This window comes from Bifidobacterium asteroides (assembly GCF_019469425.1).
Lineage (GTDB): Bacteria > Actinomycetota > Actinomycetes > Actinomycetales > Bifidobacteriaceae > Bombiscardovia > Bombiscardovia asteroides_I.
In genome coordinates this window covers 180,580-206,282 of sequence record NZ_CP048272.1, presented here as the reverse complement: position 1 = coordinate 206,282, position 25,703 = coordinate 180,580, and the positions used below count along the sequence as shown (strand labels likewise).

At 55.9% G+C, this 25,703-nt stretch carries 20 protein-coding genes and 3 rRNA genes; 5 read left to right on the top strand and 18 right to left on the bottom strand.

Annotation, left to right across the window (positions count from 1 at the left end; translation table 11 throughout):
* Positions 1-16: 16 nt before the first annotated feature.
* The 7 genes from GYM67_RS00775 to GYM67_RS00745 form a co-directional block, all read right to left on the bottom strand.
* On the bottom strand, positions 17-1,417 hold the full coding sequence (locus GYM67_RS00775) for an ABC transporter substrate-binding protein (protein ID WP_258561515.1): 1,401 nt from the start codon (positions 1,415-1,417) through the stop codon (positions 17-19).
* Positions 1,418-1,502: 85 nt separating this feature from the next.
* Positions 1,503-2,816 carry an ABC transporter substrate-binding protein gene (locus GYM67_RS00770; protein ID WP_220236693.1) on the bottom strand — a complete coding sequence of 438 codons (1,314 nt, stop codon included), beginning with the start codon at positions 2,814-2,816 and terminating at the stop codon, positions 1,503-1,505.
* 166 nt (positions 2,817-2,982) lie between these two features.
* Entirely contained in the window at positions 2,983-4,377 is a 1,395-nt protein-coding gene (locus GYM67_RS00765) for a glycoside hydrolase family 32 protein (RefSeq protein WP_220236692.1), read from the bottom strand.
* Positions 4,378-4,548: 171 nt separating this feature from the next.
* A complete protein-coding gene (locus GYM67_RS00760) occupies positions 4,549-5,598 on the bottom strand; it encodes a LacI family DNA-binding transcriptional regulator (RefSeq protein WP_220236691.1) in 1,050 nt (349 codons plus the stop codon).
* A gap of 48 nt (positions 5,599-5,646) precedes the next feature.
* Positions 5,647-6,285 (bottom strand): DUF624 domain-containing protein, encoded by a 639-nt coding sequence (locus GYM67_RS00755; protein ID WP_220236690.1) that lies wholly within the window; start codon positions 6,283-6,285, stop codon positions 5,647-5,649.
* 105 nt (positions 6,286-6,390) lie between these two features.
* Positions 6,391-7,227, bottom strand: coding sequence for a carbohydrate ABC transporter permease (locus tag GYM67_RS00750; RefSeq protein ID WP_220236689.1), 837 nt, complete (start codon positions 7,225-7,227; stop codon positions 6,391-6,393).
* Positions 7,224-8,078, bottom strand: coding sequence for a carbohydrate ABC transporter permease (locus GYM67_RS00745; RefSeq protein ID WP_220236688.1), 855 nt, complete (start codon positions 8,076-8,078; stop codon positions 7,224-7,226). Before GYM67_RS00745 ends, GYM67_RS00750 begins: the two co-directional genes overlap by 4 nt.
* 211 nt (positions 8,079-8,289) lie before the next feature.
* On the opposite strand from GYM67_RS00745, the gene GYM67_RS00740 reads away from it, so the two are divergent.
* Positions 8,290-9,294: a LacI family DNA-binding transcriptional regulator gene (locus GYM67_RS00740; RefSeq protein WP_220236687.1), complete on the top strand. Its 1,005-nt coding sequence runs from the start codon at positions 8,290-8,292 to the stop codon at positions 9,292-9,294.
* A gap of 18 nt (positions 9,295-9,312) precedes the next feature.
* Here GYM67_RS00740 and GYM67_RS00735 read toward each other — a convergent pair whose 3' ends face one another.
* Positions 9,313-10,671: an ABC transporter substrate-binding protein gene (locus GYM67_RS00735; protein ID WP_220237330.1), complete on the bottom strand. Its 1,359-nt coding sequence runs from the start codon at positions 10,669-10,671 to the stop codon at positions 9,313-9,315.
* Between the two features lie 349 nt (positions 10,672-11,020).
* Complete coding sequence (locus GYM67_RS00730) at positions 11,021-11,722, bottom strand: histidine phosphatase family protein (RefSeq protein WP_220236686.1); 702 nt, start codon at positions 11,720-11,722, stop codon at positions 11,021-11,023.
* Positions 11,723-12,000: 278 nt separating this feature from the next.
* Here GYM67_RS00730 and GYM67_RS00725 point away from each other — a divergent pair, with 278 nt between their 5' ends.
* Complete coding sequence (locus GYM67_RS00725; protein WP_220236685.1) at positions 12,001-12,366, top strand: DUF4235 domain-containing protein; 366 nt, start codon at positions 12,001-12,003, stop codon at positions 12,364-12,366.
* 171 nt (positions 12,367-12,537) lie between these two features.
* Entirely contained in the window at positions 12,538-13,290 is a 753-nt protein-coding gene (locus tag GYM67_RS00720; RefSeq protein ID WP_258561514.1) for a nitroreductase family protein, read from the top strand.
* A gap of 175 nt (positions 13,291-13,465) precedes the next feature.
* On the opposite strand, the gene GYM67_RS00715 is transcribed toward GYM67_RS00720, so the two are convergent.
* The 7 genes from GYM67_RS00715 to GYM67_RS00685 form a co-directional block, all read right to left on the bottom strand.
* Complete coding sequence (locus GYM67_RS00715; protein ID WP_220236683.1) at positions 13,466-13,717, bottom strand: hypothetical protein; 252 nt, start codon at positions 13,715-13,717, stop codon at positions 13,466-13,468.
* 196 nt (positions 13,718-13,913) lie between these two features.
* Positions 13,914-14,852, bottom strand: coding sequence for an aldo/keto reductase (locus tag GYM67_RS00710; protein WP_220236682.1), 939 nt, complete (start codon positions 14,850-14,852; stop codon positions 13,914-13,916).
* Between the two features lie 68 nt (positions 14,853-14,920).
* Positions 14,921-15,673: a tyrosine-protein phosphatase gene (locus GYM67_RS00705; protein ID WP_220236681.1), complete on the bottom strand. Its 753-nt coding sequence runs from the start codon at positions 15,671-15,673 to the stop codon at positions 14,921-14,923.
* A gap of 188 nt (positions 15,674-15,861) precedes the next feature.
* Positions 15,862-16,518, bottom strand: a complete 657-nt coding sequence (locus GYM67_RS00700; protein WP_220236680.1) for an SDR family oxidoreductase — start codon at positions 16,516-16,518, stop codon at positions 15,862-15,864.
* Positions 16,519-16,838: 320 nt separating this feature from the next.
* A 5S ribosomal RNA gene (gene rrf, locus GYM67_RS00695) occupies positions 16,839-16,955 on the bottom strand.
* A 170-nt stretch (positions 16,956-17,125) separates the two neighbouring features.
* Positions 17,126-20,197, bottom strand: a 23S ribosomal RNA gene (locus GYM67_RS00690).
* A 405-nt stretch (positions 20,198-20,602) separates the two neighbouring features.
* Positions 20,603-22,127: ribosomal RNA gene (locus GYM67_RS00685) — 16S ribosomal RNA — on the bottom strand.
* The 16S, 23S and 5S rRNA genes sit together here, the layout of an rRNA operon.
* Before the next feature lie 652 nt (positions 22,128-22,779).
* Here GYM67_RS00685 and GYM67_RS00680 point away from each other — a divergent pair.
* A complete protein-coding gene (locus GYM67_RS00680) occupies positions 22,780-23,535 on the top strand; it encodes a Sir2 family NAD-dependent protein deacetylase (protein ID WP_220236679.1) in 756 nt (251 codons plus the stop codon).
* Positions 23,536-24,310: 775 nt separating this feature from the next.
* Here GYM67_RS00680 and GYM67_RS00675 read toward each other — a convergent pair.
* A complete protein-coding gene (locus GYM67_RS00675) occupies positions 24,311-24,691 on the bottom strand; it encodes a toxin-antitoxin system protein (protein ID WP_220236678.1) in 381 nt (126 codons plus the stop codon).
* Positions 24,692-24,783: 92 nt separating this feature from the next.
* Here GYM67_RS00675 and GYM67_RS09205 point away from each other — a divergent pair, with 92 nt between their 5' ends.
* Positions 24,784-24,909, top strand: a complete 126-nt coding sequence (locus GYM67_RS09205) for a hypothetical protein (RefSeq protein WP_258561513.1) — start codon at positions 24,784-24,786, stop codon at positions 24,907-24,909.
* A gap of 339 nt (positions 24,910-25,248) precedes the next feature.
* Here GYM67_RS09205 and GYM67_RS00670 read toward each other — a convergent pair whose 3' ends face one another.
* Positions 25,249-25,695, bottom strand: coding sequence for a hypothetical protein (locus GYM67_RS00670; RefSeq protein ID WP_220236677.1), 447 nt, complete (start codon positions 25,693-25,695; stop codon positions 25,249-25,251).
* Positions 25,696-25,703: the final 8 nt, after the last annotated feature.

Below are 25,703 nucleotides of genomic sequence, written 5' to 3'. Positions count from 1 at the left end.
GGCCGGCCGTATCAATTCATCCCTTATGTGTGGTCTTGTACTCAGAAGCCCAGCCGTTGACAAAGGCCGACTCAACGCCGGTCCAAGGCCCGGTACCCTGGGCGTACTCCAACATGGCATTGCCTAGACTCAATGACCATTGCTGGGTAGGTAGAGGACGGATAATTATGTCATAGCAGCCACGCTTGGCGTAATCATCGTTGGCGCGGAGGATCGGGTTCTTTGTCTTGTACCCAGCCTTCGCATAGGACTTAAATGGGGTTTCGAACCCCATGGTGTCCGTAACGATTTTCCTGGCGCTGTCGCTATCCAGCATCCATGACATAAATCTCTCCGTAGCTCGCCGGTCCTCCGGCGATATCCTCGAATTAACGGCAAAGTAGTTGGAGCTTATGGTCAGCCCGGCTTTGTCCTCGCCCGGCACACCCATATAGATGGGCAGAACTCCCATATCTTTGTCGGCAACCTCCTGATTTCTTAATTGCGGATATGCCCAGGATCCCGTTTGAATGAAAACTGCGTCGCCAAGGCCGAACTCGGAAACAGCATCGTCGAATGTCGCACTGGAAAGCTGGGTCGGTGCAATGGTTTCGTCTTTCACATACAAATCAAAAATCTTCTTGAGATTGGGCATATATTTATCAGAAACAGTCGCTGGCAACTCTGTGACGTTCTTATCTCGATACTCGTAGTAGACCGGTATATGAGCCAGCTGGTCACCATATCGTCGGATAGAGCTTGATTCGAATCCGGCGGACGTGAAGGCTCCTTTGACCCCAAGATAGTCTTTGTGACTCTGAATTTCATCAGCCACGGTTTTCAAACTGTCAAATCCTCTGATGGCATCCGCCGAACGGACGCTGGCCCACGGTGCCTTAAAGTATTTATTCAAAATAGCTTTGTTATAGATGATGCCATAGCGGTCCAGGACGAACGGAATGGCGCCCACCTTTTCCCCGGTCTTAAGTACGTAATCCGGATCTGCAAGATCTTTGTACATGCGTGTTTTGGACAGATCCGCGCAATAGTCCGACCAATTGGGATAGTCGTTGTTGTCGAGGCCGATGACAGTCGGAGCTTTGCTCTTGGCCAGCTCACTCTTCAAAGTCTGCTCATAACTGTCGGCAGAGGGGGAAATCAAATCAAACGGTATGCCTGTATCTTTGGTGAATTGCTTCCCGAGTTGGAGGAACTGATCGTTGTTTTCCACTTTCTGGCTGATCATGTACACTCGACCCTTTGCTTCTGAAGCTGAGGTACCGCCGCACGCGGCGGATGCCATGACCATTGCGCATGCAAGACCTACGGCAAACGCAGATTTTGTTTTTACACCCATGACCCATCTCATTTCATACAGTTCCGCACCAGATTGGTTGCGGAAAATCAAGCCCCGCTGGATTGCAGCCAAGAACGCCATCTCGCATCCTGGGCCAGAGAGGACATCCCACCAGATCTCAGTGGGATGTCCAACATGGTCAAACTGATGGTTATCCCCACTCGTCTCAGTGGGTGGTCTTGTATTCCTTTGCCCAACCGTCTACAAAGGCGGAGGCGACTTTTGACCAACTTCCGGTGCCCTGGGCATATTCAAGCATGGCATCGCTGAGCGAAGCCACCCATTGGGCACTGGGAAGAGGGTGAATAACAGTGTCGTAGTCACCGGCTTTTGCATATGCGTCATTGGCCCTCTGCACGGGGTTCTTCGACTTGAATCCCGCCTTTTCATAGGACTTGAACGGCGTCTCAAAGCCCATCTCATCAGTGAAGATCTTGCGGGCCTTATCGTTCTCCAAAATGTAATTCAGGAATTGTTCGGTAGCCTTCCGGTCCTTGTCCGAAGCGTTTTTGTTGGTGGCAAAGTACATGAAGCTAACCGTCAGCCCAGACTTTTCTTCGCCTGGCACGCCGATATAGATGGGCAGGACTCCGATATCCTTGTCAGCCACATCCTGATCCTTAATCTGAGGATAACCCCAGGAACCATTCTGCAGGAATACAGATTGCTTAGTCGCAAACTCGCTGTTGGAGTCGTCCATCGTGGCGCTTGAAAGCTCCGATGCCGGAGTTGTAGAATCCTTTAGGTACAAATCAAAGATGTTCTTGAAGTTATCCATGTATTTTCCAGTAAGTGTCGGGGGCTCTTTTTCGGTGTTCTGATCCCGATACTCGTAGTAGACCGGAATATGGGCGAGCTGATCTCCAAATCTCTTGCTGGAGCTGCTGTCGAATCCTGCTGAGCTGAAGGCGCCTTTCACTCCAAGGTCGTCCTTGTGCTCTTGGATTTCATCGGCAACAGTCTTCAGCGCCTTGAAGTTGTCGACCTTGTCTATGGACTTTATGCTGGACCATTTGGCTTCGAAGTACTTCTTCATCAGTGCTTTGTTATAGATGATGCCATAGCGTTCCATAACGAAGGGAACGGCTACAACCTTGTCCTTGAGCTTAAGGGCATAGTCCTGATTCTTCAGATCCTTGTAGATCTTCGTCCCGGACATATCGCGATAGTAATCTCCCCAGTTCTGGAAATCATTGTTATCAACGTCGAACATGGTGGGCGCGTTGGATTTTGCCAGCTCGCTCTTCAAGGACTGCTCATACGTACCGGAAGAAGCAACAGACACATCAACGGGTACACCGGTATCCTTGGTGAACTGCTTGGCCAGATCCTTGAACTCATCCTGTTGCTCAGGTTTGGCGCTTAAATAATAGACGTGTCCCTTGTCGGCACTAGCCTGAGAGCCTCCGCATGCGCTTAATCCGCCTATGGACATAGCGAGCGCTCCTGCCAGAGCCACTGCTTTGGTGATTTTTCTCATTATTACTATTACTCCATTACTCTTTGGCCGACTACTTTATCGGGCGCTTATTCGTGCCTTTCGACTGACGAATAAACGCTTAAGCTCAATGGTTCATTACTCAGCTCGCCGACACCTGTGGCAACGTCGCCAGGCGCCGGCGATCAATTTTCAACAGCTAAGGAAGTCACCCCTCTTTCAACGTGTTGGAAAATGTTATGTTGGTGGTCTGCAACGACCCCTCTGTCACGAAAATTCCCAGGTCATCGCCAGGTTTCTTGTACATCCTGGAATTCAAAGCCACGCCATTTACATATAGGGTGGCAATGGTGTCGTCAACTATGAGCTGCAGGTGGTACTTCTGCCCTGCAACCAATTCAAGCGGCCGTTCCAACCCTATATTCATGTTGGCGAACCAGGGATAGTTCGGGTTGTTTTCAAAGAGGAACCTGTTCTCGCCGACCTTGAATATGAACTGGTAGGACTCACCGGTGTCTTCGTTTTCATTCAGCCGCAGACCAAATGAACGGGTTCCCGGGGAGAAGGTCAGATCCGCCTCAAACGAATACAGATCACTGCAGTCTTGGACTACGGTCTTTTCTGCTCGTCCGGCCGACGCATCTATGTTGAAGTCTGCAATCTCGCGACGGTGGTTGAAGGCGCTCCATAGGGTGTCAACCGGCTGCACGCCAAGGGACCCATCCTCACGCTGATAGACCTGATGAGGAGCGAAAGTCCCGCCCCATTCATAATTGGACCTGTCGTCTTCGTTTTCCTTGGTGCCGACCCAACCGAACATTATCCGCTTGCCGTTCAGTTCAAAGGTGCGGCCGGCATAGTAGGCGCTGCCATCAAATGCATCGTCGGCAGGAGCAGCCCAAGGCCCCTCGAGCGAGTGGGCCATTCTGTAGACCATTCCATGCTTGTCACTGTATTCAGTGACGATGTGATACCACCAATCGCCCATTTTGAAAAGATCAGGCATCTCATGCATGGTGTAAAGGTTGGGCGCCCAGAAATCACCTTCAAAACTCCAGTGCTCTAGGTCTTTTGACGAGAATGCCACGGTTCGCCCCGACTGTACGGTTTTAGGACCCTGCTTACGCGCGCCAAGGATCAATAGATAGCGATCACGCTCATCGTCGCGGATGACCCAAGGGTCTCGCCAATCATCAGGGTCGTAGCCTTCCTGGGGCGAGAAGGTCAGGGCATCTTGAGTCTTCTTCCAATGATAAAGGTCATGACTCACTGCATGCATGAGGACCTGCGCCGGCTTTCCCTGCGCGGAGTAATCCCTGTTATAGGCGGTGTAGAAGGCATGATAAGCGCCTTCACCCTCACAGACACTTCCAGCATATATGAATTGATCCTGGTCTGCGTCTCCGCCTCGCGGAATAGCAACGCCACAATCCCGATAATGAACAAAGTCTTTAGTCGTCGCCAAGTCCCATCCAAACGGCTTACCGAATGGTTCTGGGTCCCGGTTATCGCGCTGATGGAAGAGGAAGAACTCATCTCCTTTTCCAAAGGGCATGCAGTCTCCGAACCAGGTGCCCGGGAATTGATAATACAGCTTAGTCATTGCAACCTTTCCGTCGAGGATCGCACATATCGGACCCTTAGCTACATCATTGTTTAAGCGATTAAGCACTCATTATATTAGCCTGATGCTAAAAGTCAAACAAGGCCATAAACCGAGGGATATCAACTTCATTGGGAGGCGCAGATACCTCGCATCCCAGTGATCCATAAATCAAGAAGCCTCGAGGATGCGTATTGAGTCGCGGGGCACTGAAGGGCAGGCCACCCTGATGGGCGAATAGGGCCCGTGCTCGCCAGCAGCGTCAGCGCTGCCACCCTCGCCCTTCTCGCCGACATCCTCGCGTTGCAGCAGCGTGCGAATTCCAAGCACCCCGAGGTCATACTGCGGCAGACCAACTGTGGAGAGCGCCGGATGGAGATGGGCGGAAATCAATTTCTGATTGTCGAATCCCACCACCGAAATATCGTCTGGCACATGCATTCCTCGTTCGCGAAGCGCATCGAACAGGCCCATGGCAGTGCGGTCGTTATGGCAGAATACCGCCGTGGCGCTGGTCTGCATGACCTGAGACATGATGCCGTATCCGCCTTCCTGATCCACCGTGCAGGTCATCACCATGTCCGGGTCGTACTTCAATCCGGCTGCAGCCAAAGCCTCCTTATACCCTTGCAACCTACCCTGCGAGGCCGGCGTCTGCTCGGTGGCGTTGACGAAAGCTATACGCTTATGGCCTGCATTTGTCAGCATTTCCGTAGCCGTGCGGCCTCCCTGGACTTCATCCGGCACCACTGCCGGGAATCGACCCAGACGATCAAAACAGTTCACAAGGACGGAATTCACCCGGGCCAAGTCCTCAGGAGGGCGAACCTCGTGGTGGACCCAGGACGAATACACGATTCCCTCCACTTGCCGTTCCAGCATGAAAGCACAGGCTCTGCGCTCAATATCGGGTTCTCCATGCGTATCGACAATCAGCAGGATCTTTCCGTTGCGCCAAGCCTCATCCTGAGCACCTTGAATGACCTGCCCCGCAAAAGGGGAAGTAGCCACCCCATCGCTAATAAACCCAATCAGGTCGGACCGTCCTCTGGCAAGGCTTCGGGCCATGGCATTCTGCCTGTATCCCAGATCCGCCGCAACTTTGCGGACTTTCCTCATGGTGGACTCAGGAATCCTGACGTTCTTATTGTTATTGATTGCCCAGGACGCCGTGGCAATCGAAACACCTGCGGCTCGAGCGACATCCTGAAGTGTAACCATGGACCCTCATTGTAATATTGCGAGCCAACCTCAGTCAGCGGTCTTCTTCTAATCTGCTTTAACGGCGGCGGACCGTGACATCGGGGCATTCGCAGCAAAATGCTTAAAGGCACCATTAAGCAGAGGCGTGTGCACCATGATCAAAGTCCCATAGCCGAGAAGCAGTAACAAAAAGAGCCCTTGCGGCATGTAGAACCAAGACAGGACCAGCAGAACAAGATACGCAGCGTCAAAAAGCACCATGATCAATGTTCTCCCAAGATTGGTCAAGGCAAATATCCACGCATTAAACAAGGTACGGCCAACAGTGTTTTCAAAACGCGATTGCAAGGCCCATACCCACTCGAACCCTAACACCCACAAAATACTGAGAGCAAACTTGACGATCAACAAGGGCGTGATTTGGAGAACTACCCAAGCGTAGATCAACAGCAGCAGCAATGGCCCGAAAACAAGCCAGATCATGGTTGCCTTTACGAAGTTTGAACGGAAGGCACGGAAATAGTTCGATGTCACATGCCCTCGCCCTTCAAGGCTCCTCCTGGCGGCGTCATGGCCGGCGGTTAGAGCGGCTCCGATGGATATCAGGGGGATTGACGTGACCAGCATGAGGATGTTAATCCATATGGCATCAATAAGATCGGCGAGACCTCTCATGAAGCCTGAATCAGGAGAAAGAAAACTCAACGGGACCCCCCAAGCCAAGAAAGGGCAGGAAACCGGCAAGGACGCTCGTTCCCCATTGTGATGCCGGTTCCCATGATAACCCACTGCAAACTGGCGTAAATTCGTTTATCCTTTGACGGCGCCGGCGAGGACGCCTTTGATGATGTATTTCTGGCAGATCAGGTAGAAGACGACGATGGGGATGATGGCCAGGACCAGGCAGCCCATCATCGCGCCCATGTCCACCGAGCCGTACCCGCCCTTCAAATATTGGATGGCGATGCTCATCGTCTTGAACCGGCGCATGTCCAGGGTCAGGTAGGGCAGCAGGAAGTCGTTCCAGATCCACATGGCCTCCAGGATCGCCACCGACACGATCGAGGGACGCATGATCGGCACCACGATCCCGAAGAAGGTGCGCGGGATGCCGGCCCCGTCGATCATGGCCGACTCCTCCAGCTCCTGGGGGATGCCCTTGACCACGCCCGTGAAAATGAACACCGCCAGGCCGGCGCCGAACCCCAGATACACCACGCACAGCCCCCACGGCGTGTTCAGGCCCAGCGAGTCAGCCATCTTCGACAGGGTGAACATGACCATCTGGAAAGGCACGATCATATTGAACAGGAACAACAGGTACAGGAACCTGGCCACCCGCGTGTTGACCCTGACGATCCACCAGGCGCACATGGACGTGCACACCAGGATCAGCAGGACCGAGCCCACGGTCACCACCACCGTCCAGCCGAAGCTGGCCAGCAGATTGGTCCGCTCCACCCCCCTGCGGTAGTTCTCCAGGCCCACGAACGTCCTGCCCGCAGGAAGCGAGAACGCGTTGCGCGAGATATACGCCTTGTTCTTGAACGAGTTCACGACCACCAGCGCGATCGGGAACACCCACAACAAGGACACCAGAGCAAAGAACAGGGTCCACAGGCCCGAATGCCTCACCTTGCCGCTCATGCCGAAACCTCCCTGCTGGTCGTCAGCCTGTTCTGCACCACCGCGATCACCGCCACGATCACGAAGAACACCACCGCCTTCGCCTGGCCCACGCCCTCGAAGCCCGTGCGCCCGTAGAACGTCCGGTAAATGTTCAGCGCCAGCAGCTCAGACGTGTTCGACGGCGCCCCATTGGTCAACGCCAGATTCTGATCGAACATCTTGAACCCGTTGGTCATCGTCAGAAACGTGCACACCGTGATCGAAGGCATCATCAACGGCAGCGTGATCCGGAACAGGATCTGACGGCCGCTGGCCCCGTCAACCGAAGCAGCCTCCACCACATCCCCAGGAAGCGCCTGAAGGCCGGCAATGTAAATGATCATCATATAGCCGATCTGCTGCCAGCAATACAACAGCACCATCCCCCAGAAGCCATACACCCCCGAATACGTGATCGACCTGCCCCAATGCTGCAGCACCCCGTTCAACAACAACAGCCAGATATACCCCAGGATGATCCCACCGATCAGATTCGGCATGAAGAACACCGAACGGAACACATTCGCCCCACGGATCGCCTTGGTCAGCATATACGCCACCGCGAAACCACACACATTGACCACCAGCGTCGTCACCACCGTGAACGCCACCGTATACCCCATCGCATGCCAGAACTCCCCATCCGACAACGCCGCCGCATAATTGCCCAACCCCACAAACCGGGCATCCACCACCGTCGTGAACCGGCAAAAACTCAAATACACACCCATCACAAACGGCACCACAAAACCAACCACAAACGCCAACAACGTAGGCAACACAAACAACCCCCACCACCTACGAACCGACCGACCAACCATCGAAATCATCGTTCCTGCCCTCTCATTCGGCACGACACGTCCATTGATTCACACATACGCTTGCTCCTTTGCAAATTGATGGCTCCCTGCGACAGCCAAAGACGGCATATACGGGACTGACAGTATTTCAATGAAGCGCGCTATCATCAGATACCTGAGCACCGCAACGGCATCCAATCGCAGGAGCTGGTCTTGGCTCAGCATTGACGAGGAGTTACCCATGGAATCCACAATCCAGGACGTGGCCAAACAAGCTAATGTCTCCGTGTCCACTGTCTCCAGATCGTTCACGCGGCCGGAGCTGGTATCCGAGCGCACGCGTTCCAGGGTCCTGTCAACTGCGCAGAAATTGAACTTTTCGATTTCACGCTCCGCGACCGCGCTCAAGTCAGGCCAGTCCCTACGAGTGGCCGTGCTCATCAACGACCACTTGAGCACCTGGTTCAACTCGACCATCATGGAAGGATTCAACGCTGTCTTTTCACGCCATGGATACGACATCTCTATCTGCCAGATCATCAGCGGCCACGCACGAAGGGAATTCTTCGAGGCATTGCCGGTCAAGCGCAACGTCGATGCCGTCATAGTCACCTCTTTTGATATTGGGGCCGCCGAAGTCTCGCGCCTCACCAGCATCAACGTGCCGATCCTCAGCCTCAACGTTACGGAGGGGAATGGCTTCATGGCCTCGGTTCGCATCGACGATTTCAATGGCGGCATGCTGTCGGCCAATCATCTGATAGCTCTGGGTCACACCCATATTGCATATATTCGATCAACTCCTGTTGCTTCACTTCACTTCAGCGTTCAAGCCAGATTGGAAGGATTCCTAAGCGCCTGCAGGGCTGCCAACATCAAGCCAACAGTCCTGGCAGCCCCGGCAACCGAAAACCCCACCAGCGCTGTGCTGGCACAGCTGGAAAGCCTGAAGACCAGACCCACCGCAATCGCGGGTCAGGAGGATTCATTAGCCATACCGCTGATTTTCCAACTGCAACGGTTCGGCATCGCCGTTCCCTCAGACATGTCCGTCATAGGGTATGACGACAGCAGATTCGCAGAGGACATCGGGCTGACCACCATTCGGCAGAAGCCTTATGATATGGCTGTTTCGCTTGCCAAGAAGACCCTGCAGCTTATCGAGGGAAAGAAGCCGGAGAATCCGCATGAACTGATCCCTCCCACATTGATTCTCCGGTCGTCCACCGCTCCGCTCCAGCGCTGAGACCATCCTTACGACGAATCAGTGCTTGTTGGCCTGATACTCCCTGGCCCAATTGTCCACAAAGGCCTTCCGGACACCATCCCAGCCAGCGGTGCCCTGTGCGTATTCAAGCATGGCGCTTCCGAGATCGTCCTTCCAACGCTCCGAAGGCGCAACTGTGAAGCTCCAGCCCACGCGCTCATGCTTGGAATCAGCGTCCTTCTGCATGGCAGCGACCAGGGGGTTATCGGTCTTCACCTTATTGAAAGTCTTGAAGGGGGTGGTGAAACCCATATCCTTGGCTATGGCATTCTTGCCCTGTTCTGAAGTAATCATCCAGTCGAGGAACTGTTCGGTGGCCTTGATGTTCTTGGAATCGGCTTTCTTATTCAAACACCAGTACTGCGCAGAACCTGTCGCCAATCCCTGCTCGTGCTCGTCGGGCAAACCCATGTAGATGGGTATCATGCCGACCTTGTCGGCATCCATCCCAGCGTTCTGCAGATCAGTCCAGGCCCAAGTGCCATTTTGATAGAATGCAGCATCCCCCAAGGCAAATTCAGAGTTCGCATCATCGTTCGTCTTGCTGCTGAGCTGTGTGCGCGGAGTGGTTGAATCCGCTAGATAAAGGTCGAAAATGTTCTTGAACTGAGGCAGGTAGGTGCCTTTGATGCTGGCGGGCTCCTGCGTGATCCCATCGTCTTTGAATTCTCTATCAAGCGCCATGTTGGCAAGGTGAGTGTCATACCGCCAGATGGAGCTCGAGTCGAAACCGGCTGAAGTAAATGCTCCCTTGATGCCAAGTTCGTCCTTGTGCTCCTGCATCCCGTCGGCAACGGCCTTGAGCTTGGCAAAAGAGTTAATGTCTTTGACGGATTTGACCGCTGCACTGCTGGTCTTGGTGTACTTGTCCAGGATATCCTTGTTATAAATCAAGCCATAGCTTTCTATGACGAAAGGCACACCTACTGGCTTGCCGGTTTCTGCTGATTTCAAGGCGAGGGTCTGATCCTTCATCTGCTTATAGATTGCCGTGTCAGTCAGATCAGCCGTGTAATCCTTCCATGTCTCCATGTCCACCGGCCCAGAGAGCTGAAAGAGCGTAGGGGGTTCAGACTTGGCAAACTCGGATTTCAGTGACTGCTGGTAAGTACCTGAAGCAGCGGTTTCCACCGTAACTTGGACACCTGTCTGCTTGGTGTACTCATCGGCAATCTTCTTCCAGCTGTCCGAAACCTCAGGCTTGGAATTGAGAAAATACACTTTTCCCTGATCACTTTTGGCAGCAGTTCCGGAAGCCCCGCACCCGGCAACGGCTCCAAGAGTCATGACTGCAGCCACCGCCGCAGTTATGGCCGTCTTGACCGTATTATTCATCTTTGAACCTTTCCTCCAGATCGCGATGTATCCCGCAATCACTTACGCGGCGGCGCAGATCAAGCAAGGCTTCATCAACCGCCCGTACTCATAATTTCCCACTTTTCCGAGCAAATTGCAAACGCTAGCATTGTATAATGTTCCTTGTTTACGTTGATTAATACCAATAAGAAAGGCAATTCGACTCTGTTAGTCAGAAACTGTGCGTTTCATTATACAAACGTTTGCATATCGTCCGTCAATCATTTTTAGTCTGTCGCATATCCGATGATTGATTCACCCTGCCATTATCGATAGGGCGCGCGGCAAGCCAAAACGCAGATCCGCCTACTGCCGGAATCGCTCATCTGCAGAATTGAAAGGTTCCGATTCAACAATTCCAGTGCTTCAAGACCTGGTCACCTCTGTAGAAGCCAAGGATTCCAAAGTGCGCTGTATACATCCGCAGCAATCTGGCATCCATGGGATCAAGCCCAAGCCATCGCATGGCCAGGATTCGCAGCACATGTGCATGAGCTATGAGAAGGACATCCTTGCCCTCAAGAATCTGCGGTTTTATAGCAGCGATTGCCTTATCGACACGCTCAGCCACCTCCGGCAACGATTCACCAGGAGTGACATGTACCTGCACATGCTCACCGCTAGAGAGCACTTCGTCCCGATCAGCCTTTGGCAGTTTCATCACAGCAGCAGGCCCATCAGACCATATATCCCAGTCACGGCCCAACTCCTGGCTAAGATCCTGACGGCGTTGGCCCTCGGCATGGCCATAATCCCACTCCATTATTTCAGGCATAGGGAGCGGCTGATCGAAGCCGGCCTGCTCTGCAGTCTGCAAGGCACGCTTAAGAGGGCTCGCATAGACGCAATTCTTTTCGAATCCGTGCGGGAAGGATTGCCTAAGACGAGCACCAGCCTGTCGGGCCTGAAGCATTCCTTGCTCAGTTAGCGGCAAGTCCGTCCTGCCCGTATACTGCCCTGATACGCTCCAAGCTGTCTGGCCATGGCGCAGCAAAACCACTGAACCCGGCTCCGAGGCGTCCTTGCCCACATTTTCGTCTGCGTTAAGCATGACTTGACTTTATCACTGCAGAGGCCCAAGCCTCCTTAAGGCCCATCACGGAGCAGGAGGGGATCGGTTCAGACATATGCACATCGAGCTAGGACAACTGCTCCTCAACAGAACAGTCGCTGGCCAGTGAACCAACTTTGCTGATTAATGAATCAGGCGACGCCGCAATTACCTAAGCCCGATAGCACTGGAGGAAAACCGCAGCAGCAGGATCAAACAGTTGCCACGTCTATCCCCAATGCAAGACTAAGACCTCCTGCGTGTGGGATAATGGACCTATGACAGACTCAGGACGGGAACCTGGCGGGATGGCCGACCAAGTGGTCGGCATGCTTCATCAGGTGGATGGCAAGGTGAACGACATGCGCAGCTCAATTGAATCGGATCCGGACTCGCTGACGGACAAGCTGGTCAAATTTGCACTTCCCAGCATCGCCGCACTGCTGGCAGGCAAGCTCTTCCAATCCTTCTGGAGCGGGTTGGTCCGCAAGCGCAACGGAGGCGTAGACAGCCCGGAAGAGGATCAGGAGAGCGCTACTGCCGGCCTGCTCTTCGGCGTTATGTCGGCAGCCGTCACAGCCCTGGTCTCCGGCCTGTTCGAGCGTGGTTCCCAAACGCTGATCGATCGCCGCCACCAGCGCTGAAGACATAGGATGCTGACTGACGCCAGGCCGGGCCCGATAACGCTTATTGCGTGATTTTGACGACAAGATCTTGCATTGGAAGAAGTTGATGGCCACAATGTCAAAATGACCTTATCAAATTCACAGAAAACTCCAGTCTCGAATCCGGCCGATAATCCCACCATACGGACCTTGCTCGAGCGACGCTCCATCCGCGGATTCACAGACAAACCGGTTGACGACCAAACCATCGCCCTGCTAGAGCAGGCGGCCCAGCATGCAGCGACCAGCCGGTACTTCCATGAATGGTCGGCCATCAGGGTCAAGGATCATGATGAGGCGCTTGCCATCGCCGATATGGCCCATCAGCCCTATGTCGCGGAAGCCCCGTTGCTCTACATCTTCCTGGCCGACCAGCGCCGCAATGCCGATCTGGTCCGACAATTCGCCAATGACCTGGATCCGGATACCACCCTGCTCAACTCAGGTTATGTCTTCCTGCAGTCGCAGAACGATGCGGTCCTGGCCCTGCACGCCATGGAGACCGCAGCCAACGCCCTGGGCTTGGGAGGAGTCATTCTGGGCAGCGTCATCAATGACACGAACAGATTGATTGATCTGCTGAAGCTTCCCAAACTGGTCTATCCCGTGCTGGGTCTTGCCATCGGACACCCGGCCCAAGATCCGGACCCCAAGCCCAGAATGCCTCGTCAGGCGCAATTCTTCACCAACACCTATCAGCGGGCCGACGATGACACGGACATGAAGGATGCCCTGGCTGACTTCGACCAGACAGTCACCCGCTATTATCGCGACATCCGGCACCTGGACGATCCCCACCGTTCATTCAGCGCCATGATGGCCGACAAGGTTCGCGACCCTGCCTCCGGCCATGAACCCATGCTGGACTCGATCCGCCGACAGGGCTTCGACCCAGCCTGCTAGACAACGGAATTCCTGCCAGCCGCACAGGTGTACGGCCCACCCGATAAGCTCACCAGCCTCAAGTTCGGCCCCAAGCAGCGAGATCAGCGGAATCCGATCTTGCTCCTTGGGGCCGGCAGAATCAATCAGAATAAACTTGGCAATCGTCAAGAACGCATGGGCTGAAGAGACAATCTCACCTGCGACGGGGCTTGTACCCACGTTTGCGGCTGCGCGGTTTTGAAGCGCGCGAGACCGCCCTCATGCGCCGGTAGGAGCCCGGCTCATGACTGGTCAAATGCCAGCTTCCGCAGTAGTCACAGCGGTAGACCCATAGAAGAACGTCGCGTTCGACCATACTGCGGTCGGCAGCCTGTTGGGCCTTGGCCCGATCGTGATACATGATCTTGGACGTAGCAGCGCAACGTCGCGGGGTGAAATAATGCATGACAGCGTATGACTACCTCGAAACCGATCTAATTATCCTTCTGCGCATCTTTTGCACTAATGGCGACCAATGCCCGACCAGACAGGCCCTGCCAGATGACGCAAGAGAATTGATGCAAGATCAGACTGGCAGGGCGCAATCCTTCATAACCTGAAGCGGTAAAACCGGGCGGACGTGCGCGACCCTACAGCGGGGATCAGGGCAGATCGTGACCTGCACTCAGATAGAGGTCATACCATTCCTGGGCGGTCAGATCCACATCTGCGCCAGCGGCCATCTGGGTGATGCGCTCAGGGTTCATGGATCCCAGCAGCACCTGTATACCGGCGGGATGCCTCAGAATCCAGGCCACCGCAATAGCACTTTTGGTTACCCCATGCTGCTTGGCCAGTTCGTCCAACTCGTCATTGAGCTCGGGATAGCGGGGATTGTCCAGGAAGACCCCGTCGAAGTACCCGGTCTGGAAGGGGCTCCAGGCCTGAATGGTCATGGATTTCAGCCGCGAATAGGCCAGAAGGCCACCATCATGGTCCAGGCTGGGATCGTCGCTCATATTGACGTGGATCTCCTGGTCGACCATGCCAGTATGTCCCAGGCCGAACTGCAGCTGGTTGACCTCCAGACGCTGGCTCACCGCGCTCTGCAGCAGCTCCACCTGCATGGGGTTGACGTTGCTGACACCGAAATGCCGAACCTTCCCGCTGGACTGCAGTTCATTGAAAGCTTCAGCCAGATCATCCAGGTCAACCAGGGTGTCAGGCCGGTGCAGCAGCACGAAGTCGACATGGTCGGTCTGCAGGTTGACCAGCTCCTCATCCAAAGCCTTCAGCAGATGATCCTTGGAAAAGTCATAGCGGGTGATCTCGTCACTTTCAGGGTTGCGGAAAATGCCGAACTTGGTCTGAATGCCCACGCTGTCCCGGTCTACGCTCAGATCCTTCAGAGCCTGTCCCAAGGCACGGCTGCTGGCCCCTGCATGGTAGCAGTCTGCTGTGTCGAAGAAGTCCACGCCCGCATTCATGGCCGTCTCCACAATGGTCCGCGCCTCCTCGCGGCTCTTCTGATCGATCCGCATGACCCCCAGGGCCACACGGGAGGCCCGGAATCCTGACCTTCCTAAATTCATGTATCGCACAACATCCTCCTCGCAATTGACGTCTAGGCTCGAGTCTACCCGTCCCAGCCACCTCCAGCCTTATGCGGTTACTCCAGCAGGTTGCGGCGCAGAGCATCTAACCGGTCTGCACCGAAACCTAAAGCTTGACTCGCATAGGTGAAAACGTCCCCGTAGGCCTCGATCATGGTCTGCTGGGCATGGGTCAGGTATTCTTTCTTGACGCAGAGCGCAATCTCCAGCGCATTTAGCGAATCCAGATCGAAGCCTTTTGCCCGGAAGTGGTCCAGCAGCTGATTGTTGGCCGTGACCCTCTCTTGGTTGGTTTTCAGGTAGTCGGCGAATATCTGGTCGTCGTCCACCTCCAACAGCCAGAGCACAAGGGCCGCGGCGAACCCGGTCCGGTCCTTGCCGGCAAAGCAGTGGAAGAGAGTAGCCCCCTGGGTGTTGTCAACGACGATGCGCAGAAACCTCCCATACCCCTGCTGAGCGGCAGGATTCATGACCAGGTCATGGTAGACATTGAGCATGTGACCGTTGACCTGATCCGCCGAACCCAGCGAGGCGAAATCGTCCAAGCTGGCACCGTTGGCGCCGCTTTGCTCCAGCAGATCAATGTTGGTGAAGGTCACGCCGTCGATCTTGTCGTCCGGGCTTTCCCGTATCTCGAATGGCCGGCGGAAGTCCACGACCTGCGTCACCTGGTAGCAGTCGACCAGTTCCTTCTTGGTGTCTTCATCCAAACCCACCAGCTGTCCTGACCGGATGAACCTGTGGGGGCGGACCCGGTTGCCATGAATGGTCCGCATGCCACCCAGATCCCGAAAATTGGTGATGTTCATCAACGACCTCCTTAAGATCCGCCATGTCTCCAAGCCAACCTCATCTTCACAAAGATTACAGAGACGTAGCATGCCAGCGCGCAATCAGCAACGCAAGCATTTACAACTAGGGTACAATCACCGTTGCTGTACATACACGCCGTAGTTTGACGCCAGAGCTGCTCTTGAAGAATCAGCTGGCTCTGTCACTACTTTGCGGTCAAGGCCTGTCTGATGGGCGTGTTGCCTCCGATGATGTTGTAGATCCTGCCTGCGGTCTGTGGGAGGTCGACGCAGTCTGCAAGGGATTGCGCAACATCCGCGATCGGTATGGGTCCGGGGCCGTCGGGCTCTACCTGAATGGTCCCTGTGCCGTCCTGCTCGGTCAGGCTGCCTGGCTCGATGATTGTGTAGTCCAGTCCGGAACTGATCAGGTACTGGTCGGCCATGTTCTTGGTGACGTAATAATCGGCAAGGGCGTCTATGGCAGGTTTGACTTGTGGCTGCTCCCAGCGCAGCCAGTCAGCTGCATACATGGCTCCCAGCATGACATACCTGGAGATGCCGACCGCTTTGGCGGCCTCTATGGTCTTCATGGCTCCCAGGGCGTCGATCTGATTAATGTCCTTGCCGCGCGAGCCTGCGGTGAAGACAACAGAGTCAGCATGCATCTTGCGGAATGCATCTGTTACCAGGGAAAGCGGATCACGCAGATCCAGGGTCATGGGCTCCATTTGTCGGCTGGACGGGATCTTCGAGGCTCCTCGGGAGCAGGCTACCACTTCATGGCCCGCCTTAACTAGGTCCTCGAGAGTCTTTGCACCTACCCTGCCGGTAGCTCCTATAAGAATGATTCTTTTGCCCATGCTCATCCGCCTTCTTTGCATACGTGCTTACGCGCCTGATTTGGCTGATATCATTCTAGTTGTCCTGAGCCATAGGCGACGGGCGGCAAAGTAAGCCAGAGTTTCCGGATCATCGATTTCGAATATCAAATCGCAGACTGGTTAAGTGCCCGGCAGACTGAGTACGTGGTTGCCATTAATATTCCGCTCAACCGTGTTCGGTTACTTGGCATATGGTTTTGGCGTGTGTGGGGGGTTCGGGTCGTCTGTGGTGGTGGCCGGATATGAGAAGAGGACCATCAGGGTGTTGCCCCTGGTGGTCCTCTTGTGTTTACGTGTAGTGGCGGCGGTGTGCTACTCTCCCACACTCTTCCGGGTGCAGTACCATTGCCGTGCTGGGTCTTAGCTTCCGGGTTCGGAATGGGACCGGGCGTCTCCCCCAGGCCATGACCGCCGCGAATCTTCTGTTCTGCCGTTCCCTGTTTGAAGGGGAGCGGGGTTTCCTGGCGGTTTGGGGACCGGATGGCGGACGCGTGTTTCGTGTTCGATCGCCTGTGGCTGTCCGTGCTATTGCCGCAGGCCGTGTACGCAGTCGGGTTGATGCCGCCGCCCTTCCATGAGGGCGGGTGTTGTGTTGTCCTCGACCATTAGTGCCGGTCGGCTCCGCCCCTTGCGGGGTGTCCACGTCCGGTCTATCGACCATGTGTTCTGCATGGGGTCTTCAGAAGCCCGGAGGCTTCATGGAATCCTTATCTTGGAGGGGGCTTCCCGCTTAGATGCTTTCAGCGGTTATCCCATCCGAACGTAGCCAACCGGCCGTGCCGCTGGCGCGACAACCGGCATACCAGAGGTTCGTCCACCCAGGTCCTCTCGTACTATGGGCAGGGCTCCTCAAGATTCCAACGAGCGCAGAGGATAGAGACCAAACTGTCTCACGACGTTCTGAACCCAGCTCGCGTGCCGCTTTAATCGGCGAACGGCCGAACCCTTGGGACCTGCTCCAGCCCCAGGATGCGACGAGCCGACATCGAGGTGCCAAACCATCCCGTCGATATGGACTCTTGGGGATGATCAGCCTGTTATCCCCGGGGTACCTTTTATCCGTTGAGCGATGCCGCGTCCGTACGCCGGCACCGGATCACTATCTCCGACTTTCGTCCCTGCTCGACCCGTCGGTCTCGCAGTCAAGCTCCCTTGTGCGATTGCACTCAACACCCGATTGCCAACCGGGCTGAGGGAACCCTTGGGCGCCTCCGTTACTCTTTGGGAGGCAACCGCCCCAGTTAAACTACCCGCCAGGCACTGTCCCTGGCCGGGATGACCGGCCGAGGTTAGAGGCCAGATGAGGACAGAGCGGTATTTCACATTCCGGCTCCACGGATGCTGGCGCACCCGCTTCGAAGCCTCCCGCCTATGCTACACAGTCCTCACCTAACGCCAATACCAAGGTATAGTAAAGGTCCCGGGGTCTTTTCGTCCTTCTGCGCTTAACGAGCATCTTTACTCGTACTGCAATTTCGCCGAGCTCCTGGTCGAGACAGTGGGGAAGTCGTTACGCCATTCGTGCAGGTCGGAACTTACCCGACAAGGAATTTCGCTACCTTAGGATGGTTATAGTTACCACCGCCGTTTACCGGGGCTTGAATTCACCGCTGCCCCCTCCGAAGAGGGATGACGGATCCTCTTAACCTTCCGGCACCGGGCAGGCGTCAGTGCATATACAGCGACTTACGTCTTCGCATGCACCTGTGTTTTTGGTAAACAGTCGCTACCCCCTGGTCTGTGCCGCCCCAGCCGGCTCCGCGCGCAAAGGCGCCTCACCGGCCGGGGCCTCCCTTATACCGAAGGCACGGGAGTGATTTGCCGAGTTCCTTGACCAGGATTCGCTCGATCGCTTTGGTATACTCTACCTGACCACCAGTGTCGGTTTAGGGTACGGGCGGCGCCACTCCTCACGCCGAAGCTTTTCTCGACGGAACGGCACACCGGATTCGGGGCACAAGACCCCCCATCATCACACCTCGCGCTCATGCCGGGCGGATTTGCCTGCCCGACGCGCCGCATGCTTGACCACGGATAACCACCACCGCGGCCCGGCTCCCGTTCCGTGTCACTCCCGCGCTACCCGCCACGCATCCACACGCCGGTCCCATGCCATCGGACGGTCCGAAGACCATCGCCCGACACGGGTAAGGGCATGCTTCCACGTCTTGGATTGGACGGCTTGACGCCGGTAGGAGAATATCGACTCCTTCATCCATTCGACTACGCCTGTCGGCCTCGCCTTAGGACCCGACTCACCCGGGGACGACGAACGTGGCCCCGGAACCCTTGGTCATCCAGCGGACGGGATTCTCACCCGCCTCTCGCTACTCATGTCTGCATTCTCACTTCCACGCGGTCCACGGCCGGCTCACGCCGCCGCTTCACCCCACGCGGAACGCTCTCCTACCCAGCACAGCGAACTGCGCTGCCGCGTCTTCGGTGGCGTGCTTGAGCCCCGCTACATTATCGGCGCGGAACCACTAGACCAGTGAGCTGTTACGCACTCTTTCAAGGATGGCTGCTTCTGAGCCAACCTCCTGGCTGTCTATGCGACTCCACATCCTTTCCCACTTAGCACGCGCTTGGGGACCTTAGACGACGATCTGGGCTGTCTCCCTCTCGACGACGGAGCTTATCCCCCGCCGACTCACTGCCGCGATACACCTCACACGTATTCGGAGTTTGGCTGCTGTCGGTACCCGATACGGGCCCTCAAGCATCCAGTAGCTCTACCCCATGGAGGCACTCACGCGACGCTGCACCGAAATGCATTTCGGAGAGAACCAGCTATCACGGAATTTGATTGGCCTTTCACCCCTAGCCCCAGGTCATCGGCCCGGTTTTCAACCCAGGTCCGTTCGGTCCTCCACGCGGTCTTACCCGCGCTTCAACCTGCCCAGGGCTAGATCATCCCGCTTCGGGTCCAGGACACGCGACTGGAAACGCCCTTATCGGACTCGCTTTCGCTACGGCTGCCCCACACGGGTTAGCCTCGCCACGCACCACTGACTCGCAGACTCATTTTTCGATAGGCACGCCGTCACCCCGAAAGGCTCCGACGGATTGTAGGCACACGGTTTCAGAAACTCTTTCACTCCCCTCCCGGGGTGCTTTTCACCTTTCCCTCACGGTACTCGTACGCTATCGGTCAGACAGGAATATTCAGGCTTACCCCACGGTCGGGGCCGATTCACACGGGATTCCACGAGTCCCGCGCTACTTGGGAACAAGAACCGGCAGGCGGCGCGCCTTCGGCTACGGGGCCATCACCCTCTACGGCCGGGAATTCAATCCCGTTCGCCTCACACGCCGCTTTATCACTGCCGCCGGGCCCGTCGGAGCCCGGACGCCAAGTCCCACAACACCCATGCCGCAACCCCCGACGGGTCTTGCACGGCACCGGTTTGGCCATCATCCGCTTTCGCTCGCCACTACTCACGGAATATCCTTTCCTGCAGGTACTGAGATGTTTCACTTCCCTGCGTACCCCCCGCACGAATGCGGTGCCGGCCCATCACGGCCGGCGGGTTACCCCATTCGGACACCCTCGGATCAAAGCCCTGTCGGCGGCTCCCCGAGGCCTATCGCGGCCCCACGCGTCCTTCATCGGTCCTGTCTGCCAAGGCATCCACCATGCGCCCTTGCCGACAACACGACCACAGGCCATGCCACGACAACAACAACTGCGAACTGCCAGACGACAAATCATCACACTAAACGATCACAAAACGATCGACCCGAACCCACTCAAAAATAGGCTCGGACGAAACAATACAGCAGACAACCGGCCCGAAAGCCGGCCATCCGCTCGCGTCCACTATCCAGTTCTCAAACCACCAGCACACCGACAGGACCCGACGCGGGACAAACCCCACGCAGGAACCCGACGGGCATCAGGAACACCACCCACCAAGGTGGCGGTCCGGGAACCCAACAGCGCATCCATGCCACAGCCTTCAAACCGTTCCACGCCAGCACGCCCACGCCAGCCAGCCAACCGGCCGGCCCACAGGCACGACCCCCACGCAAACCACGCAGAGGAATTTCATAATCTCCGTAGAAAGGAGGTGATCCAGCCGCACCTTCCGGTACGGCTACCTTGTTACGACTTAGTCCCAATCGCGGACCTCACCTTAGACGGCTCCCCCCCTCACGGGTTGGGCCACCGGCTTCGGGTGCTGCCCACTTTCATGACTTGACGGGCGGTGTGTACAAGGCCCGGGAACGCATTCACCGCGGCGTTGCTGATCCGCGATTACTAGCGACTCCGCCTTCACGGAGCCGGGTTGCAGGCTCCGATCCGAACTGAGACCGGTTTTCAGGGATCCGCTCCATGTCACCATGTCGCATCCCGCTGTACCGGCCATTGTAGCATGCGTGAAGCCCTGGACGTAAGGGGCATGATGATCTGACGTCATCCCCACCTTCCTCCGGGTTAACCCCGGCGGTCCCCCGTGAGTTCCCGGCATGACCCGCTGGCAACACGAGGCGAGGGTTGCGCTCGTTGCGGGACTTGACCCAACATCTCACGACACGAGCTGACGACGACCATGCACCACCTGTGAACCGGCCCCGAAGGGAAGCCGCGTCTCCGCAGCCGTCCGGCACATGTCAAGCCCAGGTAAGGTTCTTCGCGTTGCATCGAATTAATCCGCATGCTCCGCCGCTTGTGCGGGCCCCCGTCAATTTCTTTGAGTTTTAGCCTTGCGGCCGTACTCCCCAGGCGGGATGCTTAACGCGTTAGCTCCGACACGGAACCCGTGGAACGGGCCCCACATCCAGCATCCACCGTTTACGGCGTGGACTACCAGGGTATCTAATCCTGTTCGCTCCCCACGCTTTCGCTCCTCAGCGTCAGTGACGGCCCAGAGACCTGCCTTCGCCATCGGTGTTCTTCCCGATATCTACACATTCCACCGTTACACCGGGAATTCCAGTCTCCCCTACCGCACTCCAGTCCGCCCGTACCCGGCGCCGATCCACCGTTAAGCGATGGACTTTCACACCAGACGCGACGAACCGCCTACGAGCTCTTTACGCCCAATAAATCCGGATAACGCTTGCACCCTACGTATTACCGCGGCTGCTGGCACGTAGTTAGCCGGTGCTTATTCGAAAGGTACACTCACTCTCGCTTGCTCCCAATCAAAAGCGGTTTACAACCCGAAGGCCGTCATCCCGCACGCGGCGTCGCTGCATCAGGCTTTCGCCCATTGTGCAATATTCCCCACTGCTGCCTCCCGTAGGAGTCTGGGCCGTATCTCAGTCCCAATGTGGCCGGTCGCCCTCTCAGGCCGGCTACCCGTCGAAGCCTTGGCAGGCCATCACCCCGCCAACAAGCTGATAGGACGCGACCCCATCCCATGCCGGTAAACCCTTTCCCACACCATCATGCGACAGTGCGGAGCATCCGGCATTACCACCCGTTTCCAGGAGCTATTCCGAAGCATGGGGCAGGTTGGTCACGCATTACTCACCCGTTCGCCACTCTCACCAGGCAGCAAGCTGCCCGGATCCCGTTCGACTTGCATGTGTTAAGCACGCCGCCAGCGTTCATCCTGAGCCAGAATCAAACCCTCCACAAAAAACCATGAAGAAGGCCGAAACAGCCCACATCAATAATTGACGGGCCGGCTTCCATAAGGAGGAAACCAACCCACGAAAAACCCCGACACCAATTACACGCTCCCACGAAACCCCAAACAGGGGAAGGCATCGGACTGGCAATCAAAAAGCTATAAGTAGCACAAACACGCTCTTGAGTTCTCAAACCACCACCACACCAACAAGCCATTCAACTTCCTCCCGGAAGAAGAACCGCCGTGTTGAGCAGCAAGAGATAAACTTACCACGAGCCAGCCAAAACGCAACTCGGCCCTTCCATAAACACCCTCAAAACAAGTAATAACAAGGCCTCAGACGGCGTGTCGTTACATGCTCCTTCCTAACTTCGAGTCTCACGAAGATGGGCCTTCAGCTCACAGTCCCCGCTTCATGCGCACATTTTATTCACAAATGAACGATCAGGCCCCGGTTCCATCGGCGTGCCGGCTCAGTCCTTTTCATAGTCCTTTTGAACTCTGGTCATAGTCGTCTATATCCAATGCGGAGTTGACCTTCCGTTCTCGACCGCCAGTCATCCACAGCCTATGAATATGAATGTTGATATAGGTGTATGTTCGCGACTATGTTGGTCTGCGAGTCATGGATTCTGTTGACGGATGGTAAGACGGGTGTATGAGCACAACAATTGCAGTACTGACCGGGGCGGGAATCTCGACCTCAGCCGGCATACCGGATTTTCGCGGGCCTGACGGGGTTTGGACCAAGCATCCCGATCAGATGAATGTCTATGACCTGGACCTGTTCATGAGCGACAAGAAGCAGCGGGAGTATTCATGGCGGTGGCAGAAGGAGTCGCCTGTCTGGAAGGCCCAGCCCGGAGTGGCCCACAAGGCACTGGCCAGGCTGGAGCAGGCAGGCATGCTGAACCTGCTGGCTACGCAGAACTTCGATGCCCTTCACGAGAAAGCCGGCAACTCCGATGATGTCATCGTCAACCTTCACGGGAGCATCGGCAGCTCCCATTGCATGAAGTGCGGCCAGGCATATCGGACTGCCGACATCATGGCCAAGCTTGATCAGGAACCCGATCCACACTGCCACAAGCCCATGCCCTACCAGGGCAACATGCCATGCAATGGCATCATCAAGACTGATGTGGTCTACTTCGGTCAGGCCCTGCCCGAGGGAGCCATGGAGAAGAGCATGAGACTGGCCAGCCAGGCCGATCAATTCTGGGTGATCGGCTCCACTTTGGAGGTGTATCCGGCCGCCTCGCTGGTGCCGGTGGCAGCCCAGGCAGGTGTGCCAATCACCATCATGAACATGGGTTCAACCCAGTATGATTCTCTGGCAACCCGACTCATCCACGAACCCATCGAAGAGGCACTGCCCAAACTCGTCGACAAAACCATCGCCGGACAGGGTTGATTCGCTGACTGCCCCGCGCAATTGCTGGAACAGATCTGCGATCTGCAGATTTCTGATGGGTCCTGCAAGAACCTGCAGGGCCCACTATGGCAATCCTTGCGCCGTCTTCCGTCTCACTACAGGCTCACTCCGACTGTACCGGCCCCCTGTCAGCGTCGTTTTGGAACACCGGCACCCCTAACACGCGGATACTCTGCATCAGGTAGCGAACCCCTGCCCCAGAAGAAGGACAGCGAATCGACTCCGGAAGCCGAAGTCTTCCCGCCCGAACAAAGCTCTGATGCCCTGGACATGCCCTTATCAGCACCGACGAGGACTGGAACCAAATACCAATAGGGTCCATGAAATTCGAACAGGAATAATCGCGCTCCCCAGCTCCTCGGCATTCACTCGCCCCATCCTGTCTCTCCACCTATTCGCAGCACCAACAGAGTCAATCTGTGCTTCAAAAACACCCATAGTCACGCCGCAATGATCAGCAGACACCCCGCAGATAGTCACTAAATAGATTAAACATGTAATAGCCGAGCTCAAGCTCGCATGAAAGACATGATCACGAGTACAAATTCATCAGGAAAAGCACCGGCGCCTCTCGCCAGCGGAAGAAATCACCATTTAATGGTGACCGCAGCCGGCGAACCCGCTGGGCCATCATGGCACACATGGCCGGCTGTGGCTTCCCTTGACAGCAGATGATCAAGCGGAGAAGTGCCGAATACCCCGGAATGATCATGCGTGGTCGCCATGATCCGGCAGGTTCGGCTTCAGTCCCGTTTCATGCGCCGACAAGTTCAGTGTGGTGGATTTCGGCGTCCCGCTGGACGAGCATGCGGAAGTATTCGCTGCGGTTCTTCAACCCCTCGCGCTTGATGGCGGCGGATACGTATTCGTCCATGGGTTCGCTCAAGCGCACGCTGTGCTGCACGCTCGGTTTCCTGCCCTGTTCGCGCTGCTCGAGCGATGGGCGCCCCATCAGGGTGGCGAACAGCTTCGTGGCGTCTGTGTCGGGGTCGAGCATGGCCTGGCTGATCCTCCTGGCCTCCTCGCCGCCCCATGCGGAGACCGGCGGCTTCGAGGGGGCCCAGTCGAGCCGGTCCATGCGGTTCTCGTATTCGCTTGCCCTCACGGTCGTGCGTCGTGTGTGCTTGTCGCTCATTGCCGTTTCCTTTCCGTCGTCGTCCTGTTCCCGCCCCGGCCGTCGGGCCAGCGGTGCCAGTAGTCGCGCCACAGTCCGCCCAGGTGCATGACGTGGAATACCCGCATGTCGGGCCCATCGGGGTGGATGAGCACTTCGAGCAGGTCGTCGTCCAATGCGCCTGGGTGCCTTTTGCACACGATGAGCGCTATCGGCGGATCCCCGAGCGCCGACGGTAGCACGGACGGGTCGTCCGGTCAACGATCGCGGTCCATACCGGTTCACCCATGGCCCTGAGCACCATGGCTTCGTCGAGGCGGTCCTCGCAGAAATGCCGGTGCGTCGAATCCGTGAACCTAATCGCCATACCACTATTGTAATGCACTTTATGACTATGAGAAGAAACTCCGTCCCCTTCTGCTGGGCGCGCTGCGGTGGATCGGCATGTAGTGCAATGCCATTTGTGACGTCCGGGGACGTAGGAATGGTGGCGGGATCATGGGAATATCGTATTTGAATAGTTGAGATCGTGAATTGTTCTTAATCCAAAATAATGTGCTAACTAACTCCCTATGCTGCTATTCAAAATGATGACGAAATTCGGTACTCATTAAATCAATATTAGTCAGGTGTTCCAGCGTAGAATTATGCAAAACGCTGTCGGCGTTGGAAACATGTACATAATCGTAAATCATCGCGGTAATCATAGGAATGCCCGTTGTCGGCGGGTTAGGCCGTGTGGCACAATCGATTATCTCCGGCCTTGTTCTGCAGCTAAAAGTTGGTAATGGCTGATTAATTTTTATCTTAGAATCAATTTCTTGGAATGTGCTATATGTTGATACCTCGTTTTCAGCTGTTTCTTCGTATAGGCGCAAATCCCATGAATACTGATCACTTTTAATCGCAAGACTCGCAAAACATAGTATCCATATTCCTATATAAATAATGCATGCCCGTAAACCGATACGGAACCATTTTCGTTGTATTACCGGTTTACGAACATGCGTTTTCAAACCAATCAAGCCTGCCT

Coding starts and splice junctions, on each gene's coding strand:
- GYM67_RS00745 (WP_220236688.1), bottom strand. CDS start 8,078: ATGATTTCGATGGTTGGTCGGTCGGTTCGTAGGTGGTGGGGGTTGTTT.
- GYM67_RS00680 (WP_220236679.1), top strand. CDS start 22,780: ATGAGCACAACAATTGCAGTACTGACCGGGGCGGGAATCTCGACCTCA.
- GYM67_RS00760 (WP_220236691.1), bottom strand. CDS start 5,598: ATGGTTACACTTCAGGATGTCGCTCGAGCCGCAGGTGTTTCGATTGCC.
- GYM67_RS00705 (WP_220236681.1), bottom strand. CDS start 15,673: ATGAACATCACCAATTTTCGGGATCTGGGTGGCATGCGGACCATTCAT.
- GYM67_RS00730 (WP_220236686.1), bottom strand. CDS start 11,722: ATGCTTAACGCAGACGAAAATGTGGGCAAGGACGCCTCGGAGCCGGGT.
- GYM67_RS00740 (WP_220236687.1), top strand. CDS start 8,290: ATGGAATCCACAATCCAGGACGTGGCCAAACAAGCTAATGTCTCCGTG.
- GYM67_RS00765 (WP_220236692.1), bottom strand. CDS start 4,377: ATGACTAAGCTGTATTATCAATTCCCGGGCACCTGGTTCGGAGACTGC.
- GYM67_RS00715 (WP_220236683.1), bottom strand. CDS start 13,717: ATGCATTATTTCACCCCGCGACGTTGCGCTGCTACGTCCAAGATCATG.
- GYM67_RS00750 (WP_220236689.1), bottom strand. CDS start 7,227: ATGAGCGGCAAGGTGAGGCATTCGGGCCTGTGGACCCTGTTCTTTGCT.
- GYM67_RS00675 (WP_220236678.1), bottom strand. CDS start 24,691: ATGAGCGACAAGCACACACGACGCACGACCGTGAGGGCAAGCGAATAC.
- GYM67_RS00770 (WP_220236693.1), bottom strand. CDS start 2,816: ATGAGAAAAATCACCAAAGCAGTGGCTCTGGCAGGAGCGCTCGCTATG.
- GYM67_RS00775 (WP_258561515.1), bottom strand. CDS start 1,417: ATGGCGTTCTTGGCTGCAATCCAGCGGGGCTTGATTTTCCGCAACCAA.
- GYM67_RS00725 (WP_220236685.1), top strand. CDS start 12,001: ATGACAGACTCAGGACGGGAACCTGGCGGGATGGCCGACCAAGTGGTC.
- GYM67_RS00700 (WP_220236680.1), bottom strand. CDS start 16,518: ATGGGCAAAAGAATCATTCTTATAGGAGCTACCGGCAGGGTAGGTGCA.